This window comes from Variovorax sp. NFACC27, assembly GCF_048301545.1.
Classification (GTDB): domain Bacteria; phylum Pseudomonadota; class Gammaproteobacteria; order Burkholderiales; family Burkholderiaceae_C; genus Variovorax; species Variovorax gossypii.
This window is the reverse complement of the sequence record NZ_CP157613.1, coordinates 4,836,185-4,849,811: the sequence shown is the minus strand read 5'-3', so window position 1 is coordinate 4,849,811 and position 13,627 is coordinate 4,836,185. Positions and strand designations below refer to the sequence as shown.

General features: G+C 65.6%; 13 protein-coding genes. 11 read left to right on the top strand and 2 right to left on the bottom strand.

Going from position 1 to position 13,627, the window contains the following annotated elements; all coding sequences use genetic code 11:
* A complete protein-coding gene (locus tag ABL840_RS22720) occupies positions 1–429 on the top strand; it encodes a hypothetical protein (RefSeq protein WP_093306374.1) in 429 nt (142 codons plus the stop codon).
* Here the strand turns inward: ABL840_RS22720 and ABL840_RS22715 are convergent.
* Both ABL840_RS22715 and ABL840_RS22710 read right to left on the bottom strand, forming a co-directional pair.
* Complete coding sequence (locus ABL840_RS22715) at positions 419–1,672, bottom strand: D-amino acid dehydrogenase (RefSeq protein WP_093306376.1); 1,254 nt, start codon at positions 1,670–1,672, stop codon at positions 419–421. The two genes, ABL840_RS22720 and ABL840_RS22715, sit on opposite strands and share 11 nt — an antisense overlap.
* Before the next feature lie 56 nt (positions 1,673–1,728).
* Positions 1,729–3,051 carry an amidase gene (locus tag ABL840_RS22710; protein ID WP_093306378.1) on the bottom strand — a complete coding sequence of 441 codons (1,323 nt, stop codon included), beginning with the start codon at positions 3,049–3,051 and terminating at the stop codon, positions 1,729–1,731.
* 205 nt (positions 3,052–3,256) lie between these two features.
* Here ABL840_RS22710 and rpsB point away from each other — a divergent pair, with 205 nt between their 5' ends.
* The 10 genes from rpsB to ABL840_RS22660 all read left to right on the top strand — a co-directional run bounded on the left by rpsB (position 3,257) and on the right by ABL840_RS22660 (position 13,614).
* Entirely contained in the window at positions 3,257–4,009 is a 753-nt protein-coding gene (gene rpsB, locus ABL840_RS22705; RefSeq protein WP_093202355.1) for a 30S ribosomal protein S2, read from the top strand.
* Between the two features lie 80 nt (positions 4,010–4,089).
* On the top strand, positions 4,090–5,013 hold the full coding sequence (gene tsf, locus ABL840_RS22700) for a translation elongation factor Ts (protein WP_093202352.1): 924 nt from the start codon (positions 4,090–4,092) through the stop codon (positions 5,011–5,013).
* Positions 5,014–5,109: 96 nt separating this feature from the next.
* Positions 5,110–5,832 carry a UMP kinase gene (gene pyrH, locus ABL840_RS22695; RefSeq protein ID WP_093202350.1) on the top strand — a complete coding sequence of 241 codons (723 nt, stop codon included), beginning with the start codon at positions 5,110–5,112 and terminating at the stop codon, positions 5,830–5,832.
* Between the two features lie 11 nt (positions 5,833–5,843).
* Positions 5,844–6,404 carry a ribosome recycling factor gene (frr, locus tag ABL840_RS22690; protein ID WP_093202347.1) on the top strand — a complete coding sequence of 187 codons (561 nt, stop codon included), beginning with the start codon at positions 5,844–5,846 and terminating at the stop codon, positions 6,402–6,404.
* 9 nt (positions 6,405–6,413) lie between these two features.
* Entirely contained in the window at positions 6,414–7,136 is a 723-nt protein-coding gene (gene uppS, locus ABL840_RS22685) for a polyprenyl diphosphate synthase (RefSeq protein WP_093306380.1), read from the top strand.
* Positions 7,137–7,157: 21 nt separating this feature from the next.
* Positions 7,158–8,003, top strand: coding sequence for a phosphatidate cytidylyltransferase (locus ABL840_RS22680; protein ID WP_093306382.1), 846 nt, complete (start codon positions 7,158–7,160; stop codon positions 8,001–8,003).
* A complete protein-coding gene (gene ispC / locus ABL840_RS22675) occupies positions 8,000–9,190 on the top strand; it encodes a 1-deoxy-D-xylulose-5-phosphate reductoisomerase (protein ID WP_093306384.1) in 1,191 nt (396 codons plus the stop codon). Before ABL840_RS22680 ends, ispC begins: the two co-directional genes overlap by 4 nt.
* Before the next feature lie 27 nt (positions 9,191–9,217).
* On the top strand, positions 9,218–10,591 hold the full coding sequence (rseP, locus tag ABL840_RS22670; RefSeq protein ID WP_093306386.1) for an RIP metalloprotease RseP: 1,374 nt from the start codon (positions 9,218–9,220) through the stop codon (positions 10,589–10,591).
* A 38-nt stretch (positions 10,592–10,629) separates the two neighbouring features.
* Positions 10,630–13,062: an outer membrane protein assembly factor BamA gene (bamA, locus tag ABL840_RS22665; RefSeq protein ID WP_093202334.1), complete on the top strand. Its 2,433-nt coding sequence runs from the start codon at positions 10,630–10,632 to the stop codon at positions 13,060–13,062.
* Positions 13,063–13,614 (top strand): OmpH family outer membrane protein, encoded by a 552-nt coding sequence (locus ABL840_RS22660; RefSeq protein WP_093202332.1) that lies wholly within the window; start codon positions 13,063–13,065, stop codon positions 13,612–13,614.
* Positions 13,615–13,627 lie beyond the last annotated feature (13 nt).

Below are 13,627 nucleotides of genomic sequence, written 5' to 3'. Positions count from 1 at the left end.
ATGAACTTCAAGAGCGTCGGTTGGCTGCTTGCACTGCTTTTCGCTGCGCTCGCCTCCTTTGTGGCTGCGACATTGGCGTGGATTGCGGGCCTGGGCTGGGTTCTGGGCCTGATGTGCGCCGTGTGGGGCACCTTCCTGCTGGCGGAATTCAAGCGATGGGGGCGACTGCGCGACATGGCGTGGGCGGCCAATGTCGGCTTCGGCTGCAGCGTGATCCGGTGGTTCGACGTGCCGGGCGAAGCCGCTTCCGGCCTGGCGCGCTGGGCACTGCTGGGTGCGGCTGCGCTCTGCCTGATCTTCTTCGCGGTGCTCGTTCCCGGCTTGCTGGGATGGGTCGCCGCCAAGCTCCGGCCACCACCCGAGCCCGAGCTGCCTGTCGAACAGCCGGCCAGCCCGGAGGCGCTGCGCCGCTGGGGTCCTAGAGACTGAGCCGCTCGACGCCGAGCCCTTCGAGGTCGATTCCCGGCTCCCGTCCGCCGATCAGGTCGCCCAATACCCGCGCGCTGCCGCACGACAAGGCCCAGCCGCTCGATCCGTGGCCCAGGTTGAGCCACACGCCGGGTATGCCGCTGGCGCCCAGCACGGGCGGGCCGTCGGGCAGCATCGGCCGCGCGCCTTTCCATTGCTGGATGCCGGATTGCAGCGTGGCGGCTCCCGGGAACCAGTCGTGCAGCACCTTGTAGAGCGTTTGCACGGCCGCGGGATTCATCGTGTCCAGCGAGCCGCCGATCTCGGCGCTGCCGGCCACGCGCACGCGCTGGCCGAGGCGGGAGATGGCGACCTTGTAGCGCTCGTCCATCACCGCGCTGCGCGGTGCGTTGAGCGGCTCGCGGATCGGCGCGCTCACCGAATGGCCGTAGACCGGCGCCATCGGAATGCGCAGACCCAGCGGGCGCAGCAGCGCCGCCGAGGCCAGGCCGGCGCAGACCACGACCGCGTCATAGCGAACCGGGTCGGAGCCGCTCGCCAGCGACAGCGAGGTGGGGGCGGTGCGGCTCAGCGGTGCGATGTCGCAGTTGAAGTGGAACTGCGCGCCGAAGGACTCGGCCTCCCACTTGAGCAGCAGCGCGAATTGGCGGCAGTTGGCCACCTCGTCCTCGGGCAGGTGGATGGCGCCCACCAGCGGGGTGTCGGGGTTGAGGGCCGGCTCGATCAAACGGGCTTCGTCGGCGTCGATTTCCTTGAAGACGCTGCCGGCCGCGCGCAGCACGTCCAGCCCGGGCTGCACCAGCTTCTTGTCGCGCTTGGAGCGCAGCAGCACCATGTAGCCGTCGCTGCGTTCGTAGCTGAGTTCGCGGGCTTCGGTCACCTCGTGCAGCCGGTTGCGGCTGTAGAAGGCCAGGCGCTGCATGCGGGCGCGGTTGGCCAGGTAGGTCTCGAGCTTGCAGGCCTTCTGCCAGCGAGAGAGCCAGCCGAGGTCGCGCGAACCCAGCGGCCAGCGCAGCTTGATGGCGCCGTGAGAAGACAACAGGGAGCGCAGCACCTTGCCGCGCATGCCGGGGCCGGCCCATGGCGTGACGTATCCGGGGGCGACCACGCCGGCGTTGGCGAAGCTGGCTTCCTCGGCGGCAGCGCCGCGGCGCTCGAAGACGGTCACTTCATGGCCGTCGGAAACCAGTTCCCAGGCGGTGGTGACGCCGATGATGCCGGCGCCCACGATCGCGATTTTCATTGAGTGTTCAGGATGAGAGAGATGGCTGGCGCCCGCAGGAGCGGACGCGACGGCCTTTATTCTTGCAGCGCGCGCTCGGTCTGGAGCGCCATCGCGAGGATGGCGTCGTCGTGCAGCGCGGCGTGCCACAGCATCAGGCCCACCGGCAGTTCGCCGGCGGCGTGGCAGGGTAGGGAGATGGCGCAGCCGTCGAGCATGTTGACGATCGACGGATTGCGCAGCAGCAGGGCATTGACGCGGAAGAACTCCTCGTCGCGCTCGGCGACCGGCGCCACGCTGGCGATGGGCGGCGCGGTGATGGGCACGGTCGGCGACAGCACCGCGTCGAACGGCGCGAGCGCGGCTTCGACGCGGGCGATCCAGTCGCGGCGGGCGTTGATCAGGTCGATGTATTCATGCGCCTTCATCGTGGCGCCGCGCAGGATGCGCTGGGCCACGCGAGGGTCGTAGCCCGCGCCGCTGCGCTCCAGCAGCAGACGGTGCCAGGCGTACGACTCGGCGGACGAGAAACCGCCGGTGGCGTTGATGGCCGCCAGCTCCGCGAGCTCTGGCAGCTCGATTTCCACGATGCGGGCGCCAGCCGCGCGAAGTGTTTTCAGCGAGCGCTCGAAGGCGGCGGCCACCGGGGCTTCGATGCTGTCGAAGAACACGTTCTTCACCACAGCCAGCCTGTAGGCGGCCAGGGGCGCATTGCCGGCCGTCACGCGGCGCGCGGCGAGGATTTCGTGCGCGGTGATGGCGTCGCGCACCGAGCGTGTCATGGCGCAGACAGTGTCCAGGGTGGTCGAGAGCGGCAGCGCACCGGCGGCAGGCGTCAGCCGGGCCGTGTTCTTGAAGCCGACGATGCCGTTCAGGGCTGCGGGGATGCGGATCGAGCCGCCGGTATCGGAGCCCAGGCCGATGAAGGCGGCCCCGCTGGCCACCGAGATCGCGGCGCCGGACGAAGAGCCGCCCGGAATGCGCGGCACGGCCGAGTCGCTCACGTTGGCCGGCGTGCCATGGTGCGGATTGACGCCGACGCCCGAGAAGGCGAACTCCGTCATGTTGGTTCGGCCGGTCAGCACGCCGCCTGCCGCGCGCAGCCGGGCCACGGCTGGTGAGTCGGTGATGGCGGCGGGGGCGTGGCCCAGGACGGCGGAGCCGGCGGGCGTCGACTGGCCTTCGACGTCGAACAGGTCTTTCGCGGTGAAGGCGAGGCCTGCCAGCCGGCTACCTGGATCCGACGCAGCGGCGGCCTGACGGGCCTCGTCGAACATGGTGCGGGTGAATGCGTGGGCGCAGGCCGGGGACTGGGCGATTCCGATGGCACGCTCCATTTCGGTGCGTGCATCGGTGCCACCTGCCAGAAGGTCGAGACGGGTGGCTTGGAGATCGTTCATTGGGAGGCTGCAGGTGCCGTCGGGGGCGGCTGGTTCAGGGAAGGGCGGCGGCCGTGCTATACTCTTTGGGTTTCGCTGGTCGAGCAATGGCTCCCGTTGCATCCAGCCAGACACATCCGCAAACCGGCCCAATCAAGGTGTTGTGACTCGATCCAAAGAGCGCAAAACGGGCTGGATTTTAGACCCAACCTTTGGAGTAATTTCAATGTCTACCACCATGCGCGAAATGCTGGAAGCAGGTGTCCATTTCGGTCACCAAACCCGCTTCTGGAACCCCAAGATGGCTCCGTACATCTTCGGCCATCGCAACAAGATCCACATCATCAACCTGGAAAAGTCGCTCCCGATGTTCCAGGATGCGATGAAGTACGCCAAGCAGCTCACCGCCAACCGTGGCACGATCCTGATGGTCGGCACGAAGCGTCAGGCTCGCGAAATCGTGGCGGCTGAAGCCCGTCGCGCCGGCGTGCCCTTCGTCGACACCCGTTGGCTCGGCGGCATGCTGACCAACTTCAAGACGGTCAAGACCTCGATCAAGCGCCTGAAGGACATGAAGGCCCAGCAGGAAGCCGGTCTCGACAGTCTGAGCAAGAAAGAGCAGCTCACGTTCACGCGTGAAATCGAGAAGCTCGAGAAGGACATCGGCGGTATCCAGGACATGGCTGCGCTGCCCGACGCCATCTTCGTGATCGACGTGGGCTTCCACAAGATCGCCGTGGCCGAAGCCAAGAAGCTCGGCATTCCGCTGATCGGCGTGGTGGACTCCAACCACTCGCCCGAAGGTATCGACTACGTGATCCCCGGTAACGACGACTCGTCGAAGGCCGTCACGCTGTATGCCCGCGGCATCGCCGACGCGATCATCGAAGGCCGTAACAGCGCCACCGGCGACGTGGTCAAGGCCATCGCCGAAGGCAATGACGAATTCGTCGAAGTCGAAGAGGGCGCTTCGGCCTGATTGGCACGCCCGCGAGCCTGAAGAAGGGGCTTTGGTGCCCCTTTTTTTTAACCTGATTTTTGAATTCACGGAGATACAAAATGGCTGCAATCACCGCAAGCATGGTCGGCGAGCTGCGCGCGAAGACCGACGCACCGATGATGGAATGCAAGAAGGCCCTGACCGAGGCCGACGGCAACATGGAAAAGGCCGAAGAGCTGCTGCGCATCAAGCTCGGCAACAAAGCTGGCAAGGCGTCGAGCCGCATCACCGCCGAAGGCGTCGTGGCCGCGTACGTTGCCGGTGACACCGGTGCCATGATCGAAGTCAACTGCGAAACCGACTTCGTCTCGAAGAACGACAGCTTCCTGGCCCTGGTCAATGCCGCCGCCAAGCTGATCGCGGAGAAGAACCCGGCCGACATCGCCGCGCTGGGCGCCCTGGCCTATGAGCAGGACGGCTTCGGCCCCACGCTCGAAGACGTGCGCAAGGGCCTGATCGGCAAGATCGGCGAGAACATGAGCTTCCGCCGCTTCAAGCGCTTCGCCGGCAACGGCAAGCTGGCCTCGTACCTGCACGGCACGCGCATCGGCGTGATGGTCGAGTTCGAAGGTGACGACACCGCCGCCAAGGACGTCGCGATGCACATCGCCGCCATGAAGCCCGTGTCGGTCGCCGCGTCGGACGTGCCTGCCGAGCTGATCGAGAAAGAGCGTGCCGTGGCTGCCGGCAAGGCGGAAGAAGACCGCAAGACGGCCGAAGCCGAAGGCAAGAAGCCGCAGCCGGCCGACATCGTTGCCAAGCGCATCGAAGGCGGCGTGCAGAAGTTCCTCAAGGAAGTCTCGCTGCACAACCAGCCGTTCGTGAAGAACGACAAGCAGACCGTCGAGCAGATGCTCAAGGCCGTCAACACCACGATCAAGGGCTTCACCCTGTACGTGGTGGGTGAAGGCATTGAGAAGAAAGTTGACGACTTCGCCGCAGAAGTCGCCGCACAAGTCGCCGCAGCCAAGGCTGCTGCTTAAGCCTTTACGGCTCCAACGACGGTGCGTTCGCGCGCACCGTCGTTTTTTCATCGCCACGTTTTACACTCGTCTCGCCCAAACCAAAGGAAATTGCCCATGTCTGATGCCCGCCCAGCCCACAAGCGAATCTTGTTGAAGCTGTCGGGAGAGGCATTGATGGGCGACGATGCCTTCGGCATCAACCGCGCGACCATCGTGCGCATGGTGCAGGAGGTTGCCGAGGTCGTGAACATGGGCGTCGAGGTGGCGGTCGTGATCGGCGGCGGCAACATCTTCCGCGGCGTCGCGGGCGGTTCGGTCGGCATGGACCGCGCCACCGCCGACTACATGGGCATGCTGGCCACGGTCATGAATTCGCTGGCCCTGGCCGATGCGATGGACAAGCAGGGCCTTGTGGCCCGCGTGATGTCCGCCATTGCCATCGAGCAGGTGGTCGAGCCCTATGTGCGTCCCAAGGCCCTGCAGTACCTCGAAGAGGGCAAGGTCGTGGTGTTCGCGGCCGGCACGGGTAATCCGTTCTTCACCACCGATACGGCCGCCGCGCTGCGCGGTGCCGAGATCGGTGCCGAGCTGGTGCTCAAGGCGACCAAGGTCGATGGCGTCTATACCGCCGACCCCAAGACCAATCCCGACGCGACGCGCTACGCCACGCTGACCTTCGACGAGGCGATCGCGAAGAATCTCGGCATCATGGACGCCACGGCCTTCGCGCTGTGCCGCGACCAGAAGCTGCCGATCAAGGTGTTCTCGATCTTCAAGAATGGCGCGCTCAAGCGCGTCGTCATGGGCGAGGACGAAGGCACGCTGGTGCATGCCTAGGAGTATTTGAGATGACCATTGCAGACATCCGCAATGCGACCGACGCGAAGATGAACCAGTCGCTCGCCGCATTCCAGAACAACCTCACCAAGATCCGTACGGGCCGCGCCAATTCCGCGCTGCTCGACTCCGTCCACGTCGAGTACTACGGCTCGCAAGTGCCGTTGAGCCAGGTGGCCAACGTGTCGGTGCTCGATTCGCGCACCATCAGCGTCCAGCCCTGGGAAAAGGGCATGGGCGCCAAGATCGAGAAGGCCATCCGCGAAAGCGACCTGGGCCTGAACCCCGCCTCGATGGGCGACCTGATCCGCGTGCCGCTGCCCGCCATGAGCGAAGAGCGCCGCAAGGAAATGACCAAGCTCGTCCGCAACGAAGGCGAAAGCGCCAAGATCGCCACGCGCAACCTGCGCCGCGACGCGAACGAGTCGGTCAAGAAGCTGGTCAAGGAAAAGCTGGCGTCTGAAGACGACCAGAAGCGCGCTGAAGCCGAGATCCAGAAGGTCACCGACCGCCACATCGCGGAAATCGACCGCCTGGTAGCGGCCAAGGAAGCAGAGATCATGGCCGTTTGAGGCCCTGCCATGGCCTCTTCAGCGCCGCACATTCCCCACCACGTTGCCATCGTCATGGACGGCAACGGCCGCTGGGCGACGCGGCGCTTCCTGCCCCGCATCGCGGGGCACAAGCAGGGCGTCGAATCGCTGCGCCGCTGCGTCAAGGCCTGCGTCGAGCGCGGCGTGGCCGTGCTCACCGTGTTCGCCTTCTCTTCCGAGAACTGGAATCGTCCTGTCGAGGAGGTTTCCGGGCTCATGGAGCTGATGGTCGGTGCGCTTGCCCGTGAGGTGCCCAAGCTCAGCGCCGACGGCGTTCGGCTTCATTTCGTCGGCGAACGCGCGGGCCTGTCGCCCAAGATGGTGAACGGCCTGCTCGACGCCGAAGCCGCCACCGCGCACAACACCCGGCTGGTGCTCAACGTCTGCTTCAACTACGGCGGCCGATGGGACATCGCGCAGGCCGCCGCAAAGCTCGCCGCGCGGGGCGAGGCGATCACCGAGCTCAGCCTCGATCGCGCCATGGCGCTGGCCCACGTGCCCGATCCCGACCTGTTCATCCGCACTGGCGGCGAGCAGCGTCTGTCCAATTTCCTGCTCTGGCAGAGTGCCTACGCCGAGCTCTTCTTCAGCGACAAGCTGTGGCCCGAATTCGACGAAGCTGCACTGGACGAGGCGATTGCCGCGTTCCAGGGCCGCGAGCGGCGCTTCGGCCAGACCTCGGCGCAAGTCTCATCCACTGCCGCGGCCTGAAGGCGCGGGAACCTTTTCCGCATGCTCAAGCAACGCATCATCACGGCGATCGTGCTCCTCGCGATCCTGCTGCCGGCGCTGTTCTACCCAAGCTACATACCCTTCGGCTGCGTCATGCTGGTGTTGATCGGCGCCGCCGCCTGGGAGTGGGGGCGACTGAACGGCTACGGACAGGGGCTGTCGCTGTTCCTCGGCGCCGAGACCGTGATGCTGTGCGCGCTTTCCTGGTGGCTCGGGCTACTGGAGACGCCGCTATTCCTGATGTGGACCCTGGCCAGCGCGGCCTGGGTGCTGGGCGGCGCTGCGCTGCTGCGCGTGGCCGTGCCGGGCTGGCCCCGCATTCCGCGCGGACTGCGGCTGGTCGGTGGCCTGCTGGCGCTGTGGGTGGCGTGGCTTGCCGCTGTGCAGGCGCGGATGATCGGCATCAACTTCCTGCTGTCGATCCTCGTGCTGGTGTGGGTTGCCGACGTGTTCGCCTATTTCGCCGGCCGTGCCTTCGGCCTCAAGTTCACCCGCAACAAGCTCGCACCCTCGATCAGTCCCGGCAAGAGTTGGGAAGGCGTGTGGGGCGGCATGATCGGCGTGGTGGTACTGGCATTCGCCTGGGTCTGGGCCGACAAGGCCGCGGGCGCCACGGTGGCCAGCCTGTATACCCGTCTCAACGAGCGGGGCTGGTGGCTGCTGCTGCTCGCCGCGTTGTTCCTCTCGGCCATGAGCGTCGTGGGCGACCTCGTCGAATCTCTCATCAAGCGCAGCGCCGGCGCCAAGGACAGCAGCCGGCTGCTGCCCGGCCACGGCGGCGTCCTCGACCGCGTGGATGCCCTCTTGCCGGCGCTTCCCATTGCCATGATGCTGGCTTTCCTGTGAACTCTTCCAGAAAACAACGCGTGACGGTGCTCGGCTCGACCGGTTCGGTCGGTGTGAGCACGCTCGACGTCATTTCGCGCCACCCCGAGCGTTTCGAGGTGTTCGCGCTTTCCGCGGCCACCAAGGTCGACGAACTGCTGGCGCAGTGCGCGCAGTTCTCGCCGAAGTTCGCCGTGATGGCCAGTGCGCCGCATGCGGCTGTGCTGGCCGAGAAGCTGAAGCAAAACGGCCTGAAGACGGTCGTCCTGATGGGCGATGATGCTCTCGAAACGATAGCGTCCCACGAGGAAACCGATTCCGTGATGGCCGCGATCGTCGGCGCAGCGGGCCTCGGGCCCTGCCTGGCCGCGGCGCGTGCCGGCAAGCGCCTTCTGCTGGCCAACAAGGAAGCGCTCGTGGTCGGCGGCGAGCTCTTCATGCGCACTGTGCGCGAGGGCGGTGCGACGCTGCTGCCCATCGACAGCGAGCATTCCGCCATCTTCCAGTCGCTGCCCGAAGACCCTTCCACCTGGGCGCGGCGCATCGACAAGATCATCCTGACGGCATCCGGCGGCCCTTTCCGCACGCGCGCGCCGGAAACCCTGATCGCTGTCACGCCCGAGCAGGCTTGCGCCCATCCGAACTGGGTGATGGGGCGCAAGATCTCGGTCGACTCGGCCACGATGATGAACAAGGCGCTCGAAGTCATCGAGGCGCGCCACCTGTTCGGCGTGTCGCCGGAGCAGATCGAGGTCGTCATCCATCCGCAGAGCGTGGTGCATTCGATGGTGCAGTTCACCGACGCCTCGGTCATCGCCCAACTCGGCACGCCCGACATGAAGGTGCCGATCGCGGTGGGCCTGGCCTGGCCCGAGCGCATCGAAAGCGGTGCAGCACGGCTCGACTTCCGCCAGATGGGCTCGCTGACCTTCGAGTCTCCGGATGCGGCGCTCTTCCCGGGACTGGACCTCGCTTGGCACGCGCTTCGCGCTGCTCCAGGAACGACGGCGGTGCTCAATGCCGCCAACGAAGTCGCAGTTGAAGCATTCCTTAACCGCCGGCTGCGTTTTGATTGCATACATGCGGTGAACATGGAAACTTTGGAAAGAGTCGCTCCCTCCAAGCCGGCATCGTTGGCCGACCTGCTAGCGATCGACGCCAGCGCTCGTGCGGCGGCCAATGCCGCGGCGCTTCGCTTCGCTGCCTGACGCCTCCCCCGGAAACCAAGGACTCCGATGCTGCTTACTGTCATAGCCTTTGTGGTTGCGCTCGGTGTCCTGATCGCGGTGCACGAATACGGCCACTATCGCGTGGCAGTGGCCTGCGGCGTCAAGGTGGAGCGTTTCTCCGTCGGCTTCGGCAAGGCGCTGGTCCGCTGGCAGCCGAGGCGGCAGCACCCGGGACAGCAGACCGAGTTCGTCATCGGTGCATTCCCCTTCGGCGGCTACGTGAAGATGCTCGATGAGCGCGAGGGCCCCGTGGCGCCCGAGGAGCGTCATCGCGCCTTCAATACCCAGCCGCTGCGCTCGCGCGCGGCCATCGTGGCCGCCGGCCCCATTGCCAACCTGCTGCTGGCAGTGGCGCTCTACACGGCCGTCAACTGGATCGGGGTGCAGGAGCCGGTCGCCACGCTGGCGCGGCCGGTGGCAGCCTCCCTGGCTGAGGCTGCGGGCTTGCGGGGCGGCGAACACATCACGCGGGCGGGTTTCGACGGCGATCTGTCGCCAGTCCAGTCTTTCGAGGACCTGCGCTGGCGCATGACGCGCGGCGCGCTCGACGGCCATGACCTGACCCTCGAAGTCGCAGGCGAGGCCGGCCGGCCGGCGCGCCAGCTGGTGCTTCCGCTGAGCCGGATGCAGGCGAAGGACGCCGATCCGCAGATGTTTCGCAAGATCGGCGTGCTGGCTCCCCTGACCCGGCCCGAGATCGGCGAGGTCATGAAGGGCAGTGCGGCCGAGGCAGCGGGGCTGCACAACGGCGACGTCGTGCGCGCCATCGGCGGCACGGAGATCATCGACGGGCAGCAGTTGCGCGAGGCCATCCGTGCATCCGTGGACGGCGACCAGCCCCGCGTGCAGGCCTGGCAGATCGACCGCGGCGGTCGCTCGCTCGTCATCGACGTGAAGCCCGAGGTGCGGGAAGAGGGCGGCACCAAGGTGGGACGCGTCGGCGCGTATGTCGGCGCGCCGCCCGAAATGGTGACCGTGCGCCAGGGCCTGGTCGATGGCGTATGGCGCGGCGTGGTGCGCACCTGGGAGGTGTCTGCGCTGACCGTGCGCATGATGGGCAAGATGGTGATCGGCGAGGCTTCGCTCAAGAACCTGAGCGGTCCGCTCACGATCGCCGACTACGCGGGCAAGTCCGCAAGCCTCGGTTTCACCCAGTATCTGGTCTTCCTGGCGCTCATCAGCGTGAGCCTCGGGGTCCTCAATCTCATGCCGCTGCCGGTCCTCGATGGGGGACACCTGATGTATTATCTTTGGGAGGGCCTGACCGGCAAGAGCGTCTCTGACGCCTGGATGGAACGGCTTCAGCGCGGGGGCGTAGCCCTTCTGCTGGTCATGATGTCGGTCGCACTCTTCAACGACGTCACGCGGCTCTTTGGTTAACTTTCTGCCGGCCCTTTCCGTGCCGGCTCAATTCACAGATGAACAAAAAACTCAGTCGCTTTCGCCTGCGTAGCGTTGCTGCGGTGGTTGCCAGTGCGCTTGCGGCTACGGCCGCCTGGGCCGTCGAGCCTTTCACGGTGCGCGACATCCGCGTCGAGGGCCTGCAACGCGTCGAAGCCGGCACGATCTTCGCGTCGCTGCCGCTGCGAGTGGGCGATACCTACAGCGACGAGCGTGGTTCCGCCGCGATCCGCGCGCTGTTCGATCTGGGTTTGTTCAAGGACGTGCGCATCGACGTGAACGGCAACGTGCTGGTCGTCATCGTCGAGGAGCGTCCGACCATTGCCGACGTCGACTTCGTCGGCACCAAGGAATTCGACAAGGCCGCGCTGCAGAAGGCGCTGCGCGAGGTCGGTCTGACCGAAGGGCGTCCCTACGACAAGGCGCTGGCCGACCGTGCAGAGCAGGAGCTCAAGCGCCAGTACGTGAGCCGCAGCCTCTACAACGCGCAGGTCGTGACCACCGTCACGCCCATGGAGCGCAACCGCGTCAACCTGACCTTCACCGTGACCGAAGGCGAGTCGGCCCGCATCCGCGAAGTGCATGTGGTCGGCAACAAGGCCTTCAGCGAATCGACGCTTCTGAGCCTGTTCGACCAGGACAGCGGCGGCTTCATGAGCTGGTACACGAAGTCGAACCAGTATTCGCGCGCCAAGCTCAACGCCGACCTCGAGACCCTGCGCTCGTACTACATCACGCGCGGCTACCTCGAGTTCCGCATCGACTCGACCCAGGTCGCCATCTCTCCGGACCGCAAGGACCTGACGGTGACCGTGAACATCACCGAAGGCGAGAAGTTCGTGGTGTCCAGCGTCAAGCTCGACGGCAACTACCTCGGCCGCGACGACGAGTTCAAGTCGCTCATCACCATCAAGCCGGGCGAGCCGTACAACGGCGAGCAGGTCACCGAGACTACCAAAGCCTTCAACGACTACTTCGGGACCTTCGGCTACGCCTTCGCACGCGTGCAGGCGCGTCCCGAGATCGACCGCGCCAACAACCGCGTGGCTCTCACGCTGCAGGCCGAGCCCTCGCGCCGCGTGTACGTGCGCCGCGTCTCCGTGGGCGGCAACAACAAGACCCGCGACGAAGTGATCCGCCGCGAATTCCGCCAGTACGAAGCCTCCTGGTACGACGGCGACAAGATCAAGCTTTCCCGCGACCGCGTGGACCGCCTGGGCTTCTTCAACGAAGTGAACGTCGATACGCAGGAAGTGCCGGGCTCGCCCGACCAGGTGGACCTGACCGTCAACGTGACCGAAAAGCCCACCGGCAGCCTGCAGCTCGGCGCCGGCTACTCGAGCGCGGAGAAGGTCGCACTGACCTTCGGCATCTCGCAGGAAAACGTGTTCGGCTCGGGCAACTTCCTGGGCGTGCAGGTCAACACCAGCAAGTACAACCGTACGCTGTCGCTGACGACCACCGATCCTTACTTCACGCCGGACGGTATCTCGCGCACGTTCAGCGTCTACCACACCACGACGCGCCCCTACCAAACGTCCACCGACGGCGACTACAAGCTCGTGAACCAGGGCGCTTCGGTTCGTTTCGGTGTGCCGTTCAGCGAAGTCGATACCGTTTTCTTCGGCGTCGGCATCGAGCGCTATGCGTTCGACCCGAACAGTTCGACCGCATTCTCCGGCCTGTACACGCCGCCGTCGTATCTCAACTACTTCCAGTGCAAGAAGGACCCCACGGGCCTGCTGGTGGTCAGCTGCGACCAGAAGAGCGTTTGGGGTGTTCCGCTGAGCATCGGCTGGGGCCGAGATAGCCGCGACAGCGCGCTGGTGCCGACCTCCGGCCGCGTGCAGCGCGCCAACCTCGAGTTGGGTGCTGCCGGCGACATGAAGTACGTCAAGACGAGCTATCAGTACCAGCAGTTCTTCCCGATCAACAAGCAGTACACCTTCTCGATCAACGGCGAAGTCGGCTATGCCAAGGCGCTCGGCGGCAAGGTCTACCCGATCTTCAAGAATTTCTATGCGGGCGGCCTGGGTTCGGTGCGCGGCTTCGAGCAGAACTCGCTGGGTCCGCGTGACGCACCGCTGTTCCTCCAGAGCGAAGGTGCGGCCCTCGGCGGCACGAAGAAGGCGATCTTCAATGCGGAACTGAGCACCCCGTTCCCTGGTGCCGGCAATGACCGCACGCTGCGCCTGTACGGCTTCTTCGACGTCGGTAACGTCTTCGGTTCGCGTGCCGCCGGTGTTACCGACGAGCAATGGAAGGCCGAGAAGAAGCTGCGCGCGTCGGTTGGCCTGGGCGTCAGCTGGATCTCGCCGCTGGGCCCGCTGCGCCTGGCCTACGCCTTCCCGATCAAGTCCCAGAAGGAAGTGGGGCAACCGTTCACGGCAGGCTATATCCCGAAGGATAGAATTCAGCGCCTCCAATTCCAGATCGGAACGTCTTTCTAAATGAAGCATTTGATTCGCGCCGCGGCAGGCGCGTTGTTGATCCCCGCTTTTGCGCTCGCTGTGGCGCCCGCGCAAGCGCAGGCTCAGGAAACCTTTCGCATCGGTTTTGTGAACCCGGACCGCGTGCTGCGCGAAGCCCAGCCGGCCAAGAACGCCCAGGCAAAGCTCGAGGCGGAGTTCCTGAAGCGAGAAAAGGACCTGACTGCGCAGGGTGATGCCCTGAAGGCCGCTTCGGAGAAGTTCGAGCGCGAGGCGCCCACGCTGTCCGAAAGCCAGCGGACTACCCGCCAGCGTTCGCTGGTCGACCAGGATCGCGACTTCCAGCGCAAGCGCCGTGAATTCCAGGAAGACCTGAACGCTCGCAAGAACGAAGAGCTCCAGCAGGTCTACGAGCGTGCCAACCGTGTGGTGAAGCAGGTCGCCGAGGCCGAGAAGTACGACGCCATCCTGCAGGAAGCGATCTACATCAATCCGAAGCACGACATCACCGACAAGGTGATCAAGGCGCTGAACGCGTCCGTGGCTTCTCCTGCCCCCGCGGCCGGCAAGTAACGCCGCGAACCGG

Coding starts and splice junctions, on each gene's coding strand:
- bamA (WP_093202334.1), top strand. CDS start 10,630: ATGAACAAAAAACTCAGTCGCTTTCGCCTGCGTAGCGTTGCTGCGGTG.
- rpsB (WP_093202355.1), top strand. CDS start 3,257: ATGTCTACCACCATGCGCGAAATGCTGGAAGCAGGTGTCCATTTCGGT.
- tsf (WP_093202352.1), top strand. CDS start 4,090: ATGGCTGCAATCACCGCAAGCATGGTCGGCGAGCTGCGCGCGAAGACC.
- uppS (WP_093306380.1), top strand. CDS start 6,414: ATGGCCTCTTCAGCGCCGCACATTCCCCACCACGTTGCCATCGTCATG.
- ABL840_RS22715 (WP_093306376.1), bottom strand. CDS start 1,672: ATGAAAATCGCGATCGTGGGCGCCGGCATCATCGGCGTCACCACCGCC.
- ABL840_RS22660 (WP_093202332.1), top strand. CDS start 13,063: ATGAAGCATTTGATTCGCGCCGCGGCAGGCGCGTTGTTGATCCCCGCT.
- pyrH (WP_093202350.1), top strand. CDS start 5,110: ATGTCTGATGCCCGCCCAGCCCACAAGCGAATCTTGTTGAAGCTGTCG.
- rseP (WP_093306386.1), top strand. CDS start 9,218: ATGCTGCTTACTGTCATAGCCTTTGTGGTTGCGCTCGGTGTCCTGATC.
- ABL840_RS22720 (WP_093306374.1), top strand. CDS start 1: ATGAACTTCAAGAGCGTCGGTTGGCTGCTTGCACTGCTTTTCGCTGCG.
- ABL840_RS22710 (WP_093306378.1), bottom strand. CDS start 3,051: ATGAACGATCTCCAAGCCACCCGTCTCGACCTTCTGGCAGGTGGCACC.
- frr (WP_093202347.1), top strand. CDS start 5,844: ATGACCATTGCAGACATCCGCAATGCGACCGACGCGAAGATGAACCAG.
- ABL840_RS22680 (WP_093306382.1), top strand. CDS start 7,158: ATGCTCAAGCAACGCATCATCACGGCGATCGTGCTCCTCGCGATCCTG.